The sequence below is a fragment of the Caballeronia sp. DA-9 genome (genome assembly GCF_051615025.1).
In the GTDB taxonomy this organism is placed as follows: Bacteria; Pseudomonadota; Gammaproteobacteria; order Burkholderiales; family Burkholderiaceae; genus Caballeronia; species Caballeronia sordidicola.
On record NZ_CP195133.1, the window covers coordinates 3196912 to 3215330 of the forward strand.

At 57.8% G+C, this 18419-nt stretch carries 11 protein-coding genes, 2 tRNA genes and 2 rRNA genes; 2 read left to right on the top strand and 13 right to left on the bottom strand.

Translation table 11 applies throughout. The annotated features are described in order from the left end of the window. Positions 1 to 7: 7 nt before the first annotated feature. The 7 genes from ACRWA7_RS30845 to coq7 all read right to left on the bottom strand — a co-directional run bounded on the left by ACRWA7_RS30845 (position 8) and on the right by coq7 (position 7638). Complete coding sequence (locus tag ACRWA7_RS30845; RefSeq protein WP_438394433.1) at positions 8 to 1420, bottom strand: UDP-N-acetylmuramoyl-tripeptide--D-alanyl-D-alanine ligase; 1413 nt, start codon at positions 1418 to 1420, stop codon at positions 8 to 10. Then, positions 1417 to 2955 (bottom strand): UDP-N-acetylmuramoyl-L-alanyl-D-glutamate--2,6-diaminopimelate ligase, encoded by a 1539-nt coding sequence (locus tag ACRWA7_RS30850; RefSeq protein WP_438394434.1) that lies wholly within the window; start codon positions 2953 to 2955, stop codon positions 1417 to 1419. Before ACRWA7_RS30850 ends, ACRWA7_RS30845 begins: the two co-directional genes overlap by 4 nt. Further along, entirely contained in the window at positions 2952 to 4811 is a 1860-nt protein-coding gene (locus tag ACRWA7_RS30855; RefSeq protein ID WP_438394436.1) for a peptidoglycan D,D-transpeptidase FtsI family protein, read from the bottom strand. The genes ACRWA7_RS30850 and ACRWA7_RS30855 overlap by 4 nt, the downstream gene beginning before the upstream one ends. Then, the gene (gene ftsL, locus ACRWA7_RS30860) at positions 4808 to 5152 is read right to left on the bottom strand and encodes a cell division protein FtsL (RefSeq protein WP_060858390.1); all 345 of its coding nucleotides are present in this window, start codon (positions 5150 to 5152) and stop codon (positions 4808 to 4810) included. The genes ACRWA7_RS30855 and ftsL overlap by 4 nt, the downstream gene beginning before the upstream one ends. After that, the gene (gene rsmH / locus ACRWA7_RS30865; protein WP_438394438.1) at positions 5149 to 6114 is read right to left on the bottom strand and encodes a 16S rRNA (cytosine(1402)-N(4))-methyltransferase RsmH; all 966 of its coding nucleotides are present in this window, start codon (positions 6112 to 6114) and stop codon (positions 5149 to 5151) included. Before rsmH ends, ftsL begins: the two co-directional genes overlap by 4 nt. A 16-nt stretch (positions 6115 to 6130) precedes the next feature. Then, entirely contained in the window at positions 6131 to 6559 is a 429-nt protein-coding gene (gene mraZ, locus ACRWA7_RS30870) for a division/cell wall cluster transcriptional repressor MraZ (protein WP_060858392.1), read from the bottom strand. 419 nt (positions 6560 to 6978) lie between these two features. After that, entirely contained in the window at positions 6979 to 7638 is a 660-nt protein-coding gene (gene coq7, locus ACRWA7_RS30875) for a 2-polyprenyl-3-methyl-6-methoxy-1,4-benzoquinone monooxygenase (protein ID WP_060858393.1), read from the bottom strand. Between the two features lie 310 nt (positions 7639 to 7948). Between coq7 and ACRWA7_RS30880 the strand changes: the two genes are divergently transcribed. Then, a complete protein-coding gene (locus tag ACRWA7_RS30880) occupies positions 7949 to 9106 on the top strand; it encodes a porin (protein WP_060858394.1) in 1158 nt (385 codons plus the stop codon). Between the two features lie 153 nt (positions 9107 to 9259). Here the strand turns inward: ACRWA7_RS30880 and ACRWA7_RS30885 are convergent, their stop codons facing one another. Further along, positions 9260 to 10933, bottom strand: coding sequence for a long-chain fatty acid--CoA ligase (locus tag ACRWA7_RS30885; protein ID WP_438394441.1), 1674 nt, complete (start codon positions 10931 to 10933; stop codon positions 9260 to 9262). A gap of 156 nt (positions 10934 to 11089) precedes the next feature. Further along, positions 11090 to 13171, bottom strand: a complete 2082-nt coding sequence (locus ACRWA7_RS30890) for a molybdopterin-containing oxidoreductase family protein (RefSeq protein WP_438394443.1) — start codon at positions 13169 to 13171, stop codon at positions 11090 to 11092. A 168-nt stretch (positions 13172 to 13339) separates the two neighbouring features. Between ACRWA7_RS30890 and ACRWA7_RS30895 the strand changes: the two genes are divergently transcribed. After that, entirely contained in the window at positions 13340 to 14533 is a 1194-nt protein-coding gene (locus ACRWA7_RS30895; protein WP_438394445.1) for a M20 aminoacylase family protein, read from the top strand. Positions 14534 to 14688: 155 nt separating this feature from the next. On the opposite strand, the gene rrf is transcribed toward ACRWA7_RS30895, so the two are convergent. From rrf to ACRWA7_RS30915, 4 genes are all read right to left on the bottom strand, one after another. Continuing rightward, a 5S ribosomal RNA gene (gene rrf / locus ACRWA7_RS30900) occupies positions 14689 to 14801 on the bottom strand. A gap of 185 nt (positions 14802 to 14986) precedes the next feature. Further along, positions 14987 to 17866: ribosomal RNA gene (locus ACRWA7_RS30905) — 23S ribosomal RNA — on the bottom strand. Between the two features lie 315 nt (positions 17867 to 18181). Continuing rightward, positions 18182 to 18257 (bottom strand) — tRNA-Ala (locus tag ACRWA7_RS30910). A gap of 79 nt (positions 18258 to 18336) precedes the next feature. Beyond that, a tRNA-Ile gene (locus ACRWA7_RS30915) sits at positions 18337 to 18413 on the bottom strand. Positions 18414 to 18419 lie beyond the last annotated feature (6 nt).

Below are 18419 nucleotides of genomic sequence, written 5' to 3' on the forward strand. Positions count from 1 at the left end.
TTCTTCTTCAGTGCGCAGCAGGCGTAACGCCCGCTGCGGGTTGGTGTGGACTCGTCACGGCGTCCACCACGCGCTCCATCTGCATGAAGCGCGAGCCTTTCACGAGAAACGTGGCGCCGGGTCCGAAGCCCGCGCCGGTGAGTGCTGCAATGAGTGAGGTGATATTGGTGAAATGCGTGGCTGTGGGACCGAAGGCTTTCGCGGCGTCGATACTTGCGTCGCCGAGTGCGAAGAGCGCATCGATTCCCTGTTGCGCCGCATACGCACCCACTTCACGATGAAACGCCGGACCCTGATCGCCCACTTCGCCCATGTCGCCCATCACGAGCACACGCGGCGAAGCCTGCGAAGCAAGCACGTCGACGGCCGCGCGCATGGAGTCAGGATTCGAGTTGTAGGTGTCGTCAATAATGGTGGCGCCTTCAATCGGCTTCACCGCCGCGCGCTTCACTTGCAAACGGCCTTTCACGGGCTCGAAAGCTTCGAGTCCACGCTTGATGGCATCGAGTGAGACGTTCGCGGCGAGCGCCGCCGCTGTTGCAGCCAGCGCGTTACGTGCGTTGTGATCGCCAAGGACTTGCAAGGCGACTTCAGTTTCACCCGCAGGCGTCGTGATGTGCAGCTTCGCGCCGGCCAGCTTGCCGGTGACCGCTGCTTGCGCTTGCGAATCGTCCGTATGCAACGCGAAATCCATGATCGGATTGCCCGTCGCGGCGACGCGCCAGATGCTGGCGTATTTGTCGTCGGCGGGAAACACGGCGGTTCCGCTGGCACCAAGCGCATGAATCACCGACGCATGCTCCAGCGCAACCGCTTCGACCGTCGCCATGAATTCCTGGTGCTCGCGCTGCGCGTTGTTCACGACCGCGACCGTTGGCGCGGCAATCTTGCCGAGCGTTTCAGTTTCGCCCGGATGATTCATGCCGAGTTCGATCACAGCCAGTTTGTGGGATTCGTTCAGACGGAACAGCGTCAACGGCAGGCCGATGTCGTTGTTGAAATTTCCCGCCGTCGCGAGCCGCGCGCTTTCGCCAACCGCCGCTGCAAAGATCGACGAGATCATTTCCTTGACCGTAGTCTTGCCGTTGCTGCCGGTGACCGCAATCAGCGGAATCGTAAAGCGCTTGCGCCAGCCGTGCGCGAGCGCACCGAGCGCCACGCGCGTGTCCTTTACCTTGATGACCGGCGCAGCAAAGTTGGCGGGCAGATGTGAAGCGAGCACAGCGGTCGCGCCACGTTGCGCGACTTGCGGCAAGAAGTCGTGGGCATCGAAACGGTCACCCTTGATCGCAATGAACAGGTCGCCCGGACCCGCCGTGCGGCTGTCTGTCGAGACACGATCGAACGCGATGTTTTCATCGCCAAGAACGATTGCGCCCGGGATTTCAAGCGCTGCGTCGCGCAAGGTAAATAGTGTCATTCGCCACCTCCGCGCGCCTGCGTGGCGCGAGCGGCGAGGGCAAGGCGCGCATGATCCTGATCGGAGAAAGCGCGCTTCTTGCCCATGATTTCCTGCGTGGCTTCGTGGCCTTTTCCAGCCAGCACAACCACGTCCTCGCGCGCCGCCGTGCGGATCGCCTGAAGGATCGCGCTCGCGCGGTCTTCAATACGGCGCGCCTTGGTTGCGTCCCGAAAGCCCGCCGCGATTTGATCGATGATCGCGAGCGGATCCTCGCTGCGCGGGTTGTCGCTCGTGATCACCACATAATCCGAATTCTTCTCCGCGATCGCGCCCATCAGCGGACGCTTGGTTGCATCGCGATCGCCGCCGCAGCCGAACATGCAGATCAGTTGGCCGCCTCGTGCTTGCGCGATTGGCCGCAGCGCTTCCAGCGTTTTCTCGAGCGCGTCCGGCGTATGCGCATAGTCGATCACGACGAGCGGCTCATCGTTCTGCAAGCGCCCGCCAAGACGCTGCATGCGGCCGTTCACCGGCTCCAGCTTCGCGATCTGGGCGAGCGCGGCGTCGAGCGGAACATGCGCCGCCAGCAATGCGCCAAGCACGCCGAGCAGATTGCTCACGTTGAACTCGCCGAGCGTTGCGACTTCCACGTCGGCCGTGCCCCAATCGGAATCGAGATGGAACGCGGTGCCAGTCGTGGTTGCGCGCACGCGGCTCGCGACCAGCGATGCATCGGCTTTTACGTTCGTCACGTCCGACGCGCCTTCAATCCCATAAGCAATCGTTCGCGTGCGGCCGTGACATGCGGCGATCATCCGTTGACCGGCTGCATCGTCGCGATTGATGACAGCCGCTTTCAGCGCTGGCCACGCGAACAGCTTCGCCTTCGCGCCCTCATACGCGGCGAACGTGCCGTGGTAATCAAGGTGATCCTGCGTGAGATTCGTGAAGATGGCGATGTCGAACTTCGTGCCGTTCGCGCGCCCCTGATGCAGCGCATGCGACGACACTTCCATGGCGACGCCCTTCGCGCCCTCTGCCTTGAACTGCGCAAAGGTACGTTGCAATTGCGGCGCGTCGGGCGTTGTGAAACCGGAGTGCACGAGTTTGCCCGGCATGCCGCTGCCAAGCGTGCCGATCACGGCGGTCGGCGTACCCAGCGCGGACAGCGCCGTTGCGAGCCACTGGCTGCACGACGTCTTGCCGTTCGTCCCGGTCACGCCCACGACGAGCATGGATTCGGTCGGCTCGCCGTACCACGCCGATGCAATCGGCCCCGCCAGTTCGTTCAACGCCTTGACGGCAAGCGAACGCGATGCATCCGGCTTGCCCGAGAAGTTTTCCGGCTGGTACAGCACGGCGGCAGCGCCCTTCTCGAAAGCGGCATCAATATGCGGACGGCTGTCCGCGCCATCCACGGCGTAGGCAAAAAACACGTCACCGGGTTTGAGCGAACGCGAGTCGGCGTGCAGTTGTGCGCTGGCATCAGCGTGCGCGCGCAACCAGGCCACCGCCTTCGCTATCTGCGTCTGTTGCCTGATCAAGTCGCTCATCGAACGACTCCCAGGTGCGTCTTCGTATTCGCCGAGACCTTCAGCTTTTTCGGTGGATTCGTGTTCGTCGCGTTCGGCTTCTTGATGTCCGTTGCCGGCGTGCCCGAAGCGGGATCGTCGGAAACGACCATCTGCTTCACGGCCATGTCCGGCGGAACGTTCAGCGAACGCAATGTATCCCCGACGATTGCCGAAAACACCGGACCCGAAACCTGACCACCAAAGTGACTGCCGGCCGTGGGTTCGTCGACGGAAACCGCCACCACGATGCGCGGATTCGGCATCGGCCCCATGCCGACAAATGACGCGCGATACTTCGATTTATCGTAGCCGCGGCCCGCGTGCTTGTACGCCGTACCCGACTTCCCGCCCACGCGATAACCCGGCACGGCCGCATCCGGCGACGTGCCGCCCTTCGCCGTCACGGTTTCGAGCATGGCCCGCACTTCACGCGCGGTGGTCGGCGCGAATACTTGCGGGCCGGCTACGGCTGCATCGCCCGGCGTGCGGAAAATGGAAACGGGCAACACCTGTCCGTCATGCGCGATTGCGGTGTACGCGCGCGCCAACTGGAACAGCGAAGCCGACAAACCATAGCCATACGACATGGTCGCCTGTTCGATCCGGCGCCAGCTCTTCCACGGGCGCAGACGTCCGGACACCGCACCCGGGAATCCGACCTTCGGCGCTTGCCCAAGCCCGATGCTCGTGTACATGTTCCACATCTCTTCCGGCTTCAACTGCATCGCAATCTTGGTTGCACCGATGTTGCTCGACTTCTGGATCACGCCGCCCACAGTGAGCGTGCCGAAACCGGAGTCGTCGGTAATGCGCGCGCCGTCGAGCACGAACTGGCCATTGCCCGTTTCAACGAGCGTATTCGGCGTCACGCGATGCAGATCGAGCGCGAGCGACACGGTAAACGGCTTCATGATCGAGCCCGGCTCGAACGTGTCCGTCATGATCCGGTTGCGCAACTGCTCGCCGGTCATGCGCGAGCGGTCGTTCGGGTTGTAGGTCGGATAATTCACGAGCGCCAGCACTTCGCCCGACTGCACGTCGATCACAATGGCTGCGCCGGCCTTCGCCTTGAACTTCTCCACGGCGGCCTTCAGGTTCGTATAAGCGATGTACTGAATCTTGCTGTCGATCGACAGATCCACGTCTTCGCCGTTATGCGGCACCACTTGTTCGTCGACGTCCTCGACGATGTGTCCCATCCGGTCCTTGATCACGCGGCGCATGCCCGGCGTGCCGGCGAGAATGCCCTGGTCGCCGAGTTCCACGCCTTCCTGGCCCTTGTCTTCAATATTGGTAAAGCCGATCAGATGCGCCGTGATCTCGCCTTCTGGATAAAAGCGCTTGTATTCGCCACGCGTGTAAATGCCGGGAATGTCCAGCGCCGCGACTTTCTGCGCGACTTCCATGGGCACCTGGCGCTTCACGTAGACGAAGGTCTTGTCCATCGACAATTTCGAGCGCAGTTCCTTCGGCGACATGTCGAGCAGCGTTGAAAGCTGGCCGAGCTTGTCCGCGCCAAGATCGTCGGGAACGGCTTCGGGAATCGCCCAGATTGCCTTCACCGGCAGACTGGTCGCGAGCACAAGGCCGTTACGGTCCTTGATCTGGCCGCGCGTGGCGGGCAATTCGAGCGTGCGCTGGTAGCGGCTTTCGCCTTGCTTCTTGAAGAACGCATTGCCCGGACCCTGGATCCAGAACGCGCGCCCGGCAAGCGCGACGAACGCCATGAACAACAGGAACACGACGAGCTTCGAGCGCCACATGGGAAGGCGCACGGAGAGAATGGGGTTAGGCGTGAAGGCGACGCCCTTGTTTTTCTTTGGCGCGGGTTTCATCGTTTCACCCCGCGTGCGGGAGGAGCCGACGCCGGCAGCGCCGCGGGCAACGGCGCGTCCGTTGCCTTCGATGTCGCCGGGTCATAGTTCAGATATTGGGTGCGGCCGGTCGTGACGGGCTGCATCTTGAGAGACGTAGTAGCCAACTGCTCGATGCGCGAGGTTTTGGACAACGCGCTTTGCTGATATTGAAGCTGCGAAAAATCCTGCTGCAACTGGCGCTCTTGCGACTGCGCCCGCTGCACATTGATGAAAATCTGCCGCTGCTTGTTCGACGCGCTCACCGCCGACAATGCGCAGCCAAGCACGACAATCAGCAGGAAGATATTCAGACGGTTCATGGCGCCGTCTGCTCAGTGACACGCTCGGCAATCCGCATGACTGCGGAACGCGCACGCGGGTTTGCCGCGACTTCGGCTTCGGAAGCGAATACACGGCCAAGCAGCTTGAGCGGCGGCGCGGGAATGTCGGCGGCGCGAATGGGCAGGCGGCGATCGATCGCAGGCCCGCTTGCGTGGGCCTGCATGAAACGCTTGACGATCCGGTCCTCGAGCGAATGAAAGCTGATCACGACGAGGCGCCCCCCTTGCTCCAACAACGCCAATGCTGCGTCCAGAACTACTTGCAGCTCCGCAAGCTCTTGATTGATGTGAATCCGTATAGCCTGAAAGGTGCGGGTTGCCGGATCCTTGCCCTTCTCACGGGTTTTGACGACATGACCCACGATTTGGGCAAGCTCGCCCGTGGTGACGAGAGGCCCAAGACGATCGGACTCTGCCCGGCGAGCAACAAGCGCCTTTGCAATCTGAAAAGCAAACCGTTCTTCCCCATAATCTCTGATCACCTCCGTCAATTCCTGCACCGTTGCCCGCGCCAGCCATTGCGCGGCAGATTCGCCGCGGCTCGGGTCCATCCGCATGTCGAGCGGGCCGTCGGCCCTGAAACTGAAGCCGCGATCCGGATCGTCCACTTGCGGCGACGACACACCCAGATCCAGCAACACGCCCGACACCTTCCCAACGCCTCGCTCGGCAGCGGCATCGGCTAACGAGGCAAAACTCTCATGCACGATCGAAAACCGCGAATCCTGAATCTGTTCTGCCGTGGCGATGGCCAGCGGGTCTTTGTCGAAGGCAATCAGCCGGCCGGCTTCGCCCAGTTTCGTCAGGACGAGACGGCTATGACCGCCGCGCCCAAACGTTCCGTCTATATAAGTACCGTCCACGCGCGTAATCAGCGCATTGACCGCTTCATCCAGCAGCACCGTGCGATGCTGCAACTCGTTTTTCATCGCAGGGGCCATGTTCTTTAGCTCTGCGTCAAAACGTGAAATTCTTCAGCGCGTCGGGCATGCCTTGCGCCATTGCCGCCTTTTCCTTCTCCGCGTATGTCGCGGCGTCCCACACTTCCAGGTAATTACCCATGCCAAGCAACGTCACGTCTTTAGCCAGCGTGGCGGCTGCCCGCAATTCCGGCGATACCAGCACGCGCCCGGCGCTGTCGAGTTCGACATCCATGGCGTTGCCAAGATAGATACGGCGAACCCAGATTGCGTCCATGGGGAGCGCGGCGATTTTTGAACGGAAGATTTCCCACTCCGGGCGAGGAAAGAGCAACAGGCATCCATCCGGGCTCTTTGTGAGCGTCACCCGGCCTTCTGCCTGTCCTTGCAGCGCTTCGCGATAGCGAGACGGGACGGACATCCGTCCTTTCGCATCGAGCGACAGCGCTGAAGCCCCTTGGAACACTCGCCCTCTCCTCTTCCCGCCTAGTGGCAGTTGCGACTTTGTTGGAATATTGCCTGAAAGTGTCCGCTGACTCACACAAAAATACACTTTCTCACACCATTTCCCACTGTAGAGGAAGGCATTTCGCCGGTCAATATGAACCGGCATTTTTTGACGAAATTTGTTTGCTAGAACAATGACTTAGAGCAGACCGCTAAAGTACGTCCAATTTTCGAAAAGCGTTACGAATGAATGATGTAGTGAGGAATGTGAAGGTAGTACGTGAATAGAGGCGGGAAGGTGGGAAGAAATTTCGGCGCATTTAAGCCCAAACAGAGGAATTCGGGCCGGATTAAGTGCAGATCGGAGCGCAATAGTGAAAACGCCTCCCGCATGGTGACCGGAGGCGTCAGCGAATCTGCCAAGCGAAGCGCGACTAGTTAAATATAGTACGCCGTGCGCGTCATGACTTTCGATGTCGCGCGCATCAACGCGCGTACCGGGAACGGCAGTTCAACGCCACCCGCTTCCGTCGCCGCGACGGCATGCGCGGCTTCGTCGACTCGCATTTGCTCGACGATCGCCCGCGATGCATAGTCATTGGCCGGCAAACTCGTCATATGGCTGTTCAGGTGCCTTTCGACCTGCCGCTCGGTCTCGGCCATGAAACCGAGACTCACGCGATCACCAAACCGGCCAGCAAGAAAGCCGAGCGCGAGCGACCCCGTGTACCACAGCGGATTGAGCAAGCTCGGCCGCGAATCGAGATCGCGCAGGCGTTGCGAGGTCCATGCGAGGTGATCTTCTTCTTCACGCGCCGCTTCTTCAAAGCCTCGCTTCAAGGGCTCGGACCTGGTCGCAAGCTTTTGAGCCTGATACAGCGCCTGTGCGCAAACCTCACCCACATGATTCACGCGCATCAGCCCCGCTGAATGCGCCTTTTCTTCGGCCGTCAATGCTGTCTCCGCGGGATGCTCGATCGCATCGGTTGCATCGACATAAGCCGCTTGCGGCTCGGGTACCGGCCGCGACATCCGCGAAACACCGGCCATTGAGCGCAGTCCACGATCGAACTCGGAGATCAGTTCATCGAGTGTCATTTCAAAACTCCTATTTCGATCTCCTTACCGATTTGTATTCGTAAGGAGACGATCAACTTGCAAAAACGTACTCTGAAAAACCTGTAACTAGGGCAAATACGGGTCGCAAAACGCCGTAAGGCTTTGATTTTAGCGCATGTTGCGTAAACGTCACACGAGGGAAACGGAGCGACGGCTTTTCCTTTGTTGCCAAAAAGCTCTTTGTTACATTACGTTCAACTTCAATTTTGAAGTACCCGGCGGGGACGTCAACACACTGGCGCTAGAACAGTGACCTCGCCAAACAGTTTCAACCCTTTGGAGATCATCAATGAAAAAGTCGCTTCTCGCTCTGGCTGCGTTAGGTACGTTTGCTGGCGCCGCGCACGCTCAGAGCAGCGTGACGTTGTACGGTATTGTCGATGCTGGTTTTGTGTACAACAACAACTCGGCTGGTCAAAAGCTGTATTCCACGAGCGCCGGTAATCTGCAAGGCGACCGCTGGGGTCTGCGTGGCACGGAAGACCTGGGCGGTGGCCTGAAGGCGCTGTTCGTGTTGGAAAACGGCTTCAACGCGTTCACCGGCAAGCTGGGTCAAGGCGGCGACGAGTTCGGCCGTCAAGCGTATGTTGGCCTGTCGTCGCAATTCGGCACGGTCACCCTGGGCCGTCAATACGACTCCGTGGTTGACTACACCGGCGCGCTGGAAGTCGGTAGCCAGTGGGGCACGTTCTACGGCGCGCACCCGGGCGACCTGGACAACATGAACAACTCGAACCGCGTGAACAACGCGATCAAGTACACGAGCGCGAACTACTCCGGCATCACGTTCGGCGGTTTGTACAGCCTCGGCGGCGTGGCAGGCCAGTACAACCGCAACCAGATCTGGTCGGGCGGTATTGGTTATGCGCAAGGTCCGCTGACGTTGGGCGCGGGTTACGTCAACGTCAAGAACCCGAACTTCTCGTTCTTCGGCAACAACGCAACGTCGAGCGCAACGGGTTCGAACATGACCGGCTCGCAAGTGTATTCGGGCTATGCGTCGGCCAAGACGCAGCAGATCATCTCGGCGGGCGGCGCTTACACGTTCGGCCCGGCAACGATCGGCGCCACGTACAGCAACACGCAGTTCAAGGATCTGGGCGAAACCGGCCTGGTTGGTACAGGCGGGCAGACGCTGGCCGGCACGGCGAAGTTCCACAATGCTGAAGCCAACTTCAAGTACCAGTTGACCCCGGCGCTGTTGCTGGGCGTTGCGTACGACTACACGAAGGGCTACAGCGTCGCCAGCCAGAAGATCCATCAAGGTGTCCTGGGTGCCGACTACTTCCTGTCGAAGCGCACGGACGTCTATGTCGATGGTATCTACCAACACTCGTCGGGTACGAACTCGGCCGGCGTAACGTCCACGGCGCAGATCAATGGCCTGTCGCCGTCGTCGACGTCGAACCAGGTTGCAGCGATCGTCGGTATTCGCCACAAGTTCTAATAAGTCGTAATAAAACAGTTGTCTTGAAAGGCGCCTTCGGGCGCCTTTTTTTCGTCTCGCGCGCCTGTTTCGAGCGCGGCAATGAAAAAGCCTCCGCATCGTTCGATGTGGAGGCTTCTTCGACTTGTAGGGTCTTTCGTCCAGCCGGAAAAGTCAGGCGTTGCCGTCGCGCAACTCTCTTCGCAGGATCTTGCCCACATTGCTCTTGGGCAACTCGGTGCGAAATTCGATTGTCCGCGGTCGCTTGTAACCCGTCAGGCGCTCCTTGCAGTAAGCGATTACATCGGCCTCGGTCAGATGCGGGTCACGGCGCACCACGAACAGCTTGACCGCTTCGCCCGACGCCGGATCTTTCACGCCAACGGCCGCAACTTCGAACACGCCAGGAAGCTTGGCAACCACGTCCTCGATCTCGTTTGGATATACGTTGAAGCCCGACACAAGGATCATGTCCTTCTTCCGGTCGACGATCTTCACATATCCCTGTTCGTCCATGACACCGACATCGCCCGATTTGAAGAAGCCATCCGGCGTCATCACCTTCGCGGTTTCATCGGGCCGATTCCAGTAACCCGCCATTACCTGAGGTCCGCGGATGCAGACTTCACCCGGCTGGCCGAGCGGCACCTCGTTGTCGTCGTCGTCGCGAATAGAGATTTCCGTCGACGGAAACGGCAAGCCGATGGTTCCAGTGTAGGTCGTGGCAGTCACGGGATTGCACGTCACGCACGGCGATGTTTCGGACAACCCGTAACCTTCGATAATCGGTGCGCCCGTCGTCTCGAACCAGCGTTTCGCCACGGCTTCCTGCACCGCCATGCCGCCGCCATTTGCCGCGATCAGCTTCGAGAAATCCAGTTTCGCGAATTCCGGGTTGTTCAGCAGCGCGTTGTACAGCGTGTTCACTGCGGGAAACGTGTTGATCGCAAAGCCTTTGAGTTCCTTGATCGTGCCGGGAATGTCGCGTGGATTCGGAATCAGGACACCGAGGCCGCCCGTCCGGATCGTCAGGAACCCGCACACGGTCAGCGCGAAGATGTGATAAAGCGGCAACGCCACAACGCTCACGAACTGGTCGATATCCGGCCGGTTCCTGCGCCCGGGCTCGAGCCACACTTCCGACTGCAGGACGTTGGCGATCAAATTCCGATGCAGCAGCATTGCGCCCTTCGCCACGCCGGTCGTGCCGCCGGTGTACTGAAGGAAAGCGATGTCGTTCGGACCTTGGCTCACGGGCTTGAGCGTGTCGCCTGCGCCTTGTCGAAGTGCTGTGTTGAAGCTGACATGGCCGGGAAGATCCCACGCGGGCACGAGCTTTTTCACATGACGCACGACGAAATTGACGATCATGCCCTTCACGCCCATCAGGTCGCCCATGGTGGCGACCACAACGTGCTGAATGGCCGTATTTTTCACGACCGACTGCACCGTATGCGCGAAGTTTTCGAGCACGACGATGGCTTGCGCGCCCGAATCGCGCAACTGATGCTCGAGCTCGCGCGGCGTGTAAAGCGGATTCACATTCACCACGACATACCCTGCCCGCAGGATCGCCGCGATAGCCACGGGATATTGCAGCACGTTCGGCATCATGATCGCGATACGCGCCCCCGGCTTCAGGCCGCGTGCCTGGAACCATGCGGCAAGCCGGGTCGAAAGCGTGTCGAGTTCGCCGTACGTGATCGCCTTGCCCATGCAGACAAACGCGCGCTTGCTGCGATTCTCGCGGAAGCTCTCCAGCAGCAGGTCGGAAAGCGAGTTGTAGCGCGTTGCATCGATTTCCTCGGGCACGCCCGCCGGGTAGGACTTCAGCCAGATTTTTTCCATACGGCGTCTCCTTTGTATGATTTTAGAATGGTCGTGCGAAAATTGTCTCTAGCGCATCGTAACGGCTGGATCACTTTCCGACAACCGGGTTAGACGCCAGCATCAAAACTGAGTGGCACATACCTTTTCCCTTTACCGCGCGTCGTTTTCATCGAATTAATAAGCGGCCTCGACCTCCACGAGACAGTCATAAAATGTCGCGGAACCGCCGAGATCGGTAAGCGCCTGGCTTGTAACCTGATTCGCATTGCAACCGTCGGGCGCGAGCTTTTTCCACCAGATCGACAATCCGACCACCACGCCTTCACGTGCCCGGTCCGTCACGCGCACACGCGCTTGCATGGAACCACGGTCGTTGAAGATGCGCACCATTTCGCCATCGGCGATTTCGCGCGCGTAAGCGTCGGCGGGATGGATATCGAGGTGCGGCTCGCCTTCGGTCGAACGAAGACTGTCGACGTTGACGAAGCTGCTGTTGAGGAAGTTGCGCGCGGGCGGCGAGATCATCGCGAGCGGATAACGCGCGGCCAGCGCCGGCGCATATTCGGCCGATTCATAGGGCGGCAGATAATCGGGCACCGGTTCAAGTCCCGCGCGTTGAAGACGTTCGCTGAAAAACTCACATTTCCCCGATGGCGTGCGGAATCCACCCTCCGCAAACGGCGCTTCCGGAAGCTTGAGTTGCGCCCAGCCATTTGACTTGAGCGTCGCCCAGTTCACGCCGGCGAGAGCAGGATCGTTCCATCTGAATGCCTTCGATGCCACCTCGTCATCGCTTTCGAATAATGCGGGATGCGTCAGTCCCATGGCTTTTGCGAGGCCACGGAAGATTTCCGTGTTCGCACGCGATTCGCCCACCGGCGCGATCGCAGGCAAATTCGCCATCACGTGCGTGTGACCGTAGGACTTGTGAGCATCGAGATGTTCGAGCTGCGTGGTCGCCGGAAAAACGAGATCGGCGTAATCGACGGTGTCGGTCTGGAAATGTTCAAGCACGATCGTGAACAGATCCTCGCGCGCAAAACCCTCCGCGACTTTCGCCGAATCCGGTGCGACCGCTACGGGATTCGAGTTATAGACAATCATCGCCTCGATCTTCGGACCGAACGTGGCGTCGCCAGGATGCAGCAGTGCGTCACCGATGGCATTCATGTTCACCAAACGCGGCAATCTGGATGGCCACCCCGGCAGCAAGTCCGGCCGTTCGAGCGCGTTGACGTCAACAGGCGCCCAGTTCGAAGACGAAAGCAGCAAACCGCCCGAACGCTCGCGCCATGCGCCGGTGAGCGACGGTAAACATGCGATCGCGCGAACTGCATTGCCGCCGCCGCGCACCCGCTGCATGCCATAGTTAAGCCGTATTGACGCCTTCTTCGTCGAACCGAAAGCGCGCGCGAGATCAATCACGACCTGTGCGTCGATCCCACAAATTTCCGCGACGCGCCCAGGCGGATAGTCGCTTGCCCGGGCTTTCAGTTGATCGAAACCCAGCGTATGCGCGGCAATGTAGTCCTGATCGATCAAGCCTTCTTCAATCAGCACATTCATCATGCCGAGCGCCAGCGCGCCATCGGTCCCGGGCTTCAACGCAATATGCTGATGGCACTTTTCAGCAGTCAGTGACCTGTACGGATCGATGGCGATCAGACGCGCGCCGCGGCGCTTGGCTTCTTGCGCCCGCGTCCAGAAATGCAGGTTCGATGCAATCGGATTTGATCCCCAAATCAGGATCAATTCGCTTTCCTCGAAGTATTCGGTATGCATGCCGAGACTTCCGCCATACGTGTAGCGCAAGCCTGCGGCGCCGGCCGCGGCGCAGATCGTCCGGTCCAGCCGGGATGCTCCAAGAACATTAAAAAACCGTGCCGCGATGCTTTCGCCCTGCACGAGGCCCATCGTCCCGGCATAGCTGTAAGGCGCGATCGCTTCGGGCGAACGTGCAGCAATTTCGCCCAGCCGATCGGCGGCGAGTTTTAACGCCTCATCCCAGCCAAGCGGCTCGAACCGGCCTTCGCCCTTGCGGCCAACGCGGCGCATGGGAGTCAGAAGCCGATCCTTGTGATGCGTGCGCTCGGCGTATCGCGTCACCTTTGTGCAAAGTACGCCCTGGGTCGGCGGATGATCCGGGTCGCCCGAAATCTTGACCGCGCGGCCGTCCTTTACTGTGACGCGCATGGCGCATGTGTCAGGGCAGTCGTGCGGGCACACGGCACGGACGAATTCGGCGGGAGCGTTCATGCAGGTATCCAATGGAAACTGGCGAAATCCGCCAGAAGGACACAATTTTATTACGGTTGGCTGGCGCCCACCGTCCCGGACATCGATAAATAATCGCGGGCGTAGAATGGAACAACTAACGCGAATGACAGCGCGTGCACGTCAATTGTTCAGACAGGGGCTTGTTTTATGAATCTGATTCCAGAAATCGAAGCGTCGCACGAAGAAATCAAAGCTTTGCGACGAACGATCCATGCCAATCCGGAACTTCGTTACGAAGAAGTCGGAACAGCAAAACTCGTGGCAGAAAACCTTGAACGATGGGGTCTGGAAGTTCATCGCGGGATGGGCAAGACCGGTGTGGTCGGCGTCTTGAAGCGCGGATCCAGTTCAAGAAGCATTGGCTTGCGCGCCGACATGGACGCCTTGCCGATTGTCGAACTGAATACGTTCGATCACAAGTCACAGAACGCCGGGCGCATGCACGCGTGCGGTCACGATGGCCATACGGCCATGTTGCTCGGCGCGGCCAAACATCTGGCTGAGTATGGCAAGTTCGACGGCACTATCGTGTTTATTTTTCAGCCGGCCGAAGAAGGAGGCGCAGGCGCAAAAGCAATGATCAACGACGGCCTGTTCAAACAGTTTCCCGTCGATGCCGTGTTCGGCGTTCATAACTGGCCGGGTATGAAGGCGCGTACGTTTGGTGTGACGGAAGGCCCGTTGATGGCTTCAAGCAATGAGTTTCGCATTACCGTCAAAGGGATTGGGTCGCATGCAGCGCTGCCGCATAACGGCCACGATCCGATCTTTGCGGCCATGCAGATTGCCAACGGGCTGCAGGGAATCATTACACGTAGCAAAAAGCCGATTGATACGGCGGTTTTGTCGATTACCCAGATTCACGCCGGTGACGCAGTCAATGTTGTGCCCAACGATGCTTGGCTTGGCGGCACGGTCAGGACATTCACGGTTGAAACACTCGATTTGATCGAACGACGCATGAAGACGATTGTTGAATCGACAGCAGCGGCTTATGAATGCGAAGGCGTGCTGGAGTTTTATCGAAACTATCCGCCTACGATCAATGATCCGGAGCAGGCGCGGTTCGCAGTATCGGTGATGGAAGAAGTTGTGGGGAAACAGAACGTGGATGCGTCGGTAGAACCTACGATGGGCGCTGAGGATTTCTCGTTCATGCTGCTCGCAAAGCCCGGCTGTTATGCATTTTTAGGCAATGGCGACGGTGAGCATCGCGAGTCGGGGCACGGCATGGGCCCATGCATGCTTCACAATGCGAGCTACGATTTCAACGATGATTTGTTATCGGTCGGCTCGACCTATTTTGTAAAGCTTGCTGAGAGATTTTTATCGGCTCGATGAGCGCGTTTACCGGTGTGGAATTTCCAGATTAAGAAAGGCTTGGCTCGCGTCGATGCCAACTTCTGTTTGAAGTTATCCGGTCTATAAACGCAAAAACCCCACCGAGTTGGGTGGGGTTTTAGCGTTTATGCTGAGTGTGTTTCAGCGAATGGGGAGCCTGACGATTACCTACTTTCACACGGGAATCCGCACTATCATTGGCGTGGAGTCGTTTCACGGTCCTGTTCGGGATGGGAAGGGGTGGTACCAACTCGCTATGGTCATCAGGCATAAAGGGGTGTTGTATCGGTTTTCTGGTCGATACAACCAATCTGGGGAAGAAGTAGTCGAGTTCGCTTGTTGAGCGCCTCGTGGTTACTGATGCTGCTTGGGGTTGTGGTTGTTACTGGCACAACATGATCTCAACCCGAGCGGTTCTGGCTACGGCATTGGCAGCCGAAACACACTGGTTATAGGATCAAGCCTTACGGGCAATTAGTATCAGTTAGCTTAATGCATTACTGCACTTCCACACCTGACCTATCAACGTCCTGGTCTAGAACGACCCTTCAAGGAGCTTAAAGCTCCAGGGATATCTCATCTCAAGGCGAGTTTCCCGCTTAGATGCTTTCAGCGGTTATCTCTTCCGAACATAGCTACCCGGCGATGCCACTGGCGTGACAACCGGTACACCAGAGGTTCGTCCACTCCGGTCCTCTCGTACTAGGAGCAGCCCCCTTCAAATATCCAACGCCCACGGCAGATAGGGACCAAACTGTCTCACGACGTTTTAAACCCAGCTCACGTACCTCTTTAAATGGCGAACAGCCATACCCTTGGGACCGGCTACAGCCCCAGGATGAGATGAGCCGACATCGAGGTGCCAAACACCGCCGTCGATATGAACTCTTGGGCGGTATCAGCCTGTTATCCCCAGAGTACCTTTTATCCGTTGAGCGATGGCCCTTCCATACAGAACCACCGGATCACTATGACCTGCTTTCGCACCTGCTCGACTTGTCGGTCTCGCAGTTAAGCACGCTTATGCCATTGCACTATCAGCACGATTTCCGACCGTACCTAGCGTACCTTCGTACTCCTCCGTTACACTTTGGGAGGAGACCGCCCCAGTCAAACTGCCTACCATGCACTGTCCCCGACCCGGATCACGGGCCAAGGTTAGAACCTCAAACAAACCAGGGTGGTATTTCAAGGACGGCTCCACCGAAACTAGCGTTCCGGTTTCATAGCCTCCCACCTATCCTACACAGATCGGTTCAAAGTCCAATGCAAAGCTACAGTAAAGGTTCATGGGGTCTTTCCGTCTAGCCGCGGGGAGATTGCATCATCACAAACACTTCAACTTCGCTGAGTCTCGGGAGGAGACAGTGTGGCCATCGTTACGCCATTCGTGCAGGTCGGAACTTACCCGACAAGGAATTTCGCTACCTTAGGACCGTTATAGTTACGGCCGCCGTTTACCGGGACTTCAATCAAGAGCTTGCACCCCATCATTTAATCTTCCGGCACCGGGCAGGCGTCACACCCTATACGTCCACTTTCGTGTTTGCAGAGTGCTGTGTTTTTATTAAACAGTCGCAGCCACCAGTTTATTGCAACCCCTTCACCCTTTGCGCGCAGGCGCATCAAGCTACAGGGGCGTACCTTATCCCGAAGTTACGGTACCAATTTGCCGAGTTCCTTCTCCCGAGTTCTCTCAAGCGCCTTAGAATACTCATCTCGCCCACCTGTGTCGGTTTGCGGTACGGTCTTGTTAAACTGAAGCTTAGAGGCTTTTCTTGGAACCACTTCCGATTGCTTCTTCACCGAAGTGAATGGCCTCGCACCCTTGAATTCCGCGCCCGGATTTGCCTAAGCGCCTTCTCCAATGCAAGGACCGGGACTTCCAACACCCGGACAACCTTCCGCGATCCGTCCCCCCATCGCATTTAACAATGGTGCAGGAATATTAACCTGCTTCCCATCAGCTACGCATTTCTGCCTCGCCTTAGGGGCCGACTCACCCTACGCCGATGAACGTTGCGTAGGAAACCTTGGGCTTACGGCGAGGGGGCTTTTCACCCCCTTTATCGCTACTCATGTCAGCATTCGCACTTCCGATACCTCCAGCACACTTTTCAATGCACCTTCACAGGCTTACGGAACGCTCTCCTACCATGCATATAAATATGCATCCGCAGCTTCGGTATATTGCTTAGCCCCGTTACATCTTCCGCGCAGGACGACTCGATCAGTGAGCTATTACGCTTTCTTTAAAGGGTGGCTGCTTCTAAGCCAACCTCCTGACTGTTTTAGCCTTCCCACTTCGTTTCCCACTTAGCAATATTTGGGGACCTTAGCTGGCGGTCTGGGTTGTTTCCCTCTTGACACCGGACGTTAGCACCCGATGTCTGTCTCCCGTGATTGCACTCTTCGGTATTCGGAGTTTGCTATGGCGTAGTAATCCGCAATGGACCCCACAACCATGACAGTGCTCTACCCCCGAAGGTGATACACGAGGCACTACCTAAATAGTTTTCGGAGAGAACCAGCTATTTCCAAGTTTGTTTAGCCTTTCACCCCTATCCACAGCTCATCCCCTAATTTTTCAACATTAGTGGGTTCGGTCCTCCAGTACGTGTTACCGCACCTTCAACCTGGCCATGGATAGATCACTTGGTTTCGGGTCTACGCCCAGCAACTGAGACGCCCTATTCGGACTCGCTTTCGCTACGCCTGCCTTAATCAGTTAAGCTTGCTACTGAACGTAAGTCGCTGACCCATTATACAAAAGGTACGCCGTCACCCCTTTCAAGGCTCCGACTGTTTGTATGCATGCGGTTTCAGGATCTATTTCACTCCCCTCCCGGGGTTCTTTTCGCCTTTCCCTCACGGTACTGGTTCACTATCGGTCGATCACGAGTATTTAGCCTTGGAGGATGGTCCCCCCATCTTCAGACAGGATTTCACGTGTCCCGCCCTACTTGTCGTACCCCTAGTTCCACATCGCTGTTTTCGCCTACAGGGCTATCACCTGCTATGGCCGCACTTTCCAGAGCGTTCGGCTAACAATGATGCTAAAAGGTACAGGCTGATCCCATTTCGCTCGCCACTACTTTGGGAATCTCGGTTGATTTCTTTTCCTGCGGTTACTTAGATGTTTCAGTTCACCGCGTTCGCTTCACTGGAGCTATGTATTCACTCCAGGATGACCCATACGGGCCGGGTTTCCCCATTCGGACATCTTCGGATCAAAGCTCGTTTGCCAGCTCCCCGAAGCTTTTCGCAGGCTACCGCGTCCTTCATCGCCTGTGATCGCCAAGGCATCCACCACATGCACTTGTTCGCTTGACCCTATAACGAGTGTGTCTCTCAACACGCGCGCCATAGGTTGAGTATTCGTGTTGCGCCGTATTCCAAGCCATCTCTCGATAACTTTTCATACATTGATACAATCACAACCCTGATTCACCTACTCATACACCCATCTCTAAGTGTATTTTCGTGAATCTCTTTACTACTTCTTCCAGATTGTTAAAGAACGACAGCACGACTTTAAGCGCTATGCTTAAAACCGCTTACTGACTGGCTCAATCGCCAATGCGTATTTTTCACACGACACCGCAAGCACTTTTCTGCTCACAGGTATAAAAAATCTGCGTTGGTGATTGGTGGAGGATGACGGGATCGAACCGACGACCCCCTGCTTGCAAAGCAGGTGCTCTCCCAGCTGAGCTAATCCCCCCGTACCTTGATGCTGAAGGGTCCGTCATTCCTCTTTTATGACGCTTAACGCATTCGTTAATCATCACTCAAGCGAATCATGGTGGGTCTGGTTGGATTCGAACCAACGACCCCCGCCTTATCAAGACGGTGCTCTAACCAACTGAGCTACAGACCCTTAGCC

Excerpts from the sequence above, each read along its gene's own strand:
- ACRWA7_RS30845 (WP_438394433.1), bottom strand. The coding sequence starts at position 1,420 with ATGACACTATTTACCTTGCGCGACGCAGCGCTTGAAATCCCGGGCGCA.
- ACRWA7_RS30850 (WP_438394434.1), bottom strand. The coding sequence starts at position 2,955 with ATGAGCGACTTGATCAGGCAACAGACGCAGATAGCGAAGGCGGTGGCC.
- ACRWA7_RS30855 (WP_438394436.1), bottom strand. The coding sequence starts at position 4,811 with ATGAAACCCGCGCCAAAGAAAAACAAGGGCGTCGCCTTCACGCCTAAC.
- ftsL (WP_060858390.1), bottom strand. The coding sequence starts at position 5,152 with ATGAACCGTCTGAATATCTTCCTGCTGATTGTCGTGCTTGGCTGCGCA.
- rsmH (WP_438394438.1), bottom strand. The coding sequence starts at position 6,114 with ATGGCCCCTGCGATGAAAAACGAGTTGCAGCATCGCACGGTGCTGCTG.
- coq7 (WP_060858393.1), bottom strand. The coding sequence starts at position 7,638 with ATGACACTCGATGAACTGATCTCCGAGTTCGATCGTGGACTGCGCTCA.
- ACRWA7_RS30880 (WP_060858394.1), top strand. The coding sequence starts at position 7,949 with ATGAAAAAGTCGCTTCTCGCTCTGGCTGCGTTAGGTACGTTTGCTGGC.
- ACRWA7_RS30885 (WP_438394441.1), bottom strand. The coding sequence starts at position 10,933 with ATGGAAAAAATCTGGCTGAAGTCCTACCCGGCGGGCGTGCCCGAGGAA.
- ACRWA7_RS30890 (WP_438394443.1), bottom strand. The coding sequence starts at position 13,171 with ATGAACGCTCCCGCCGAATTCGTCCGTGCCGTGTGCCCGCACGACTGC.
- ACRWA7_RS30895 (WP_438394445.1), top strand. The coding sequence starts at position 13,340 with ATGAATCTGATTCCAGAAATCGAAGCGTCGCACGAAGAAATCAAAGCT.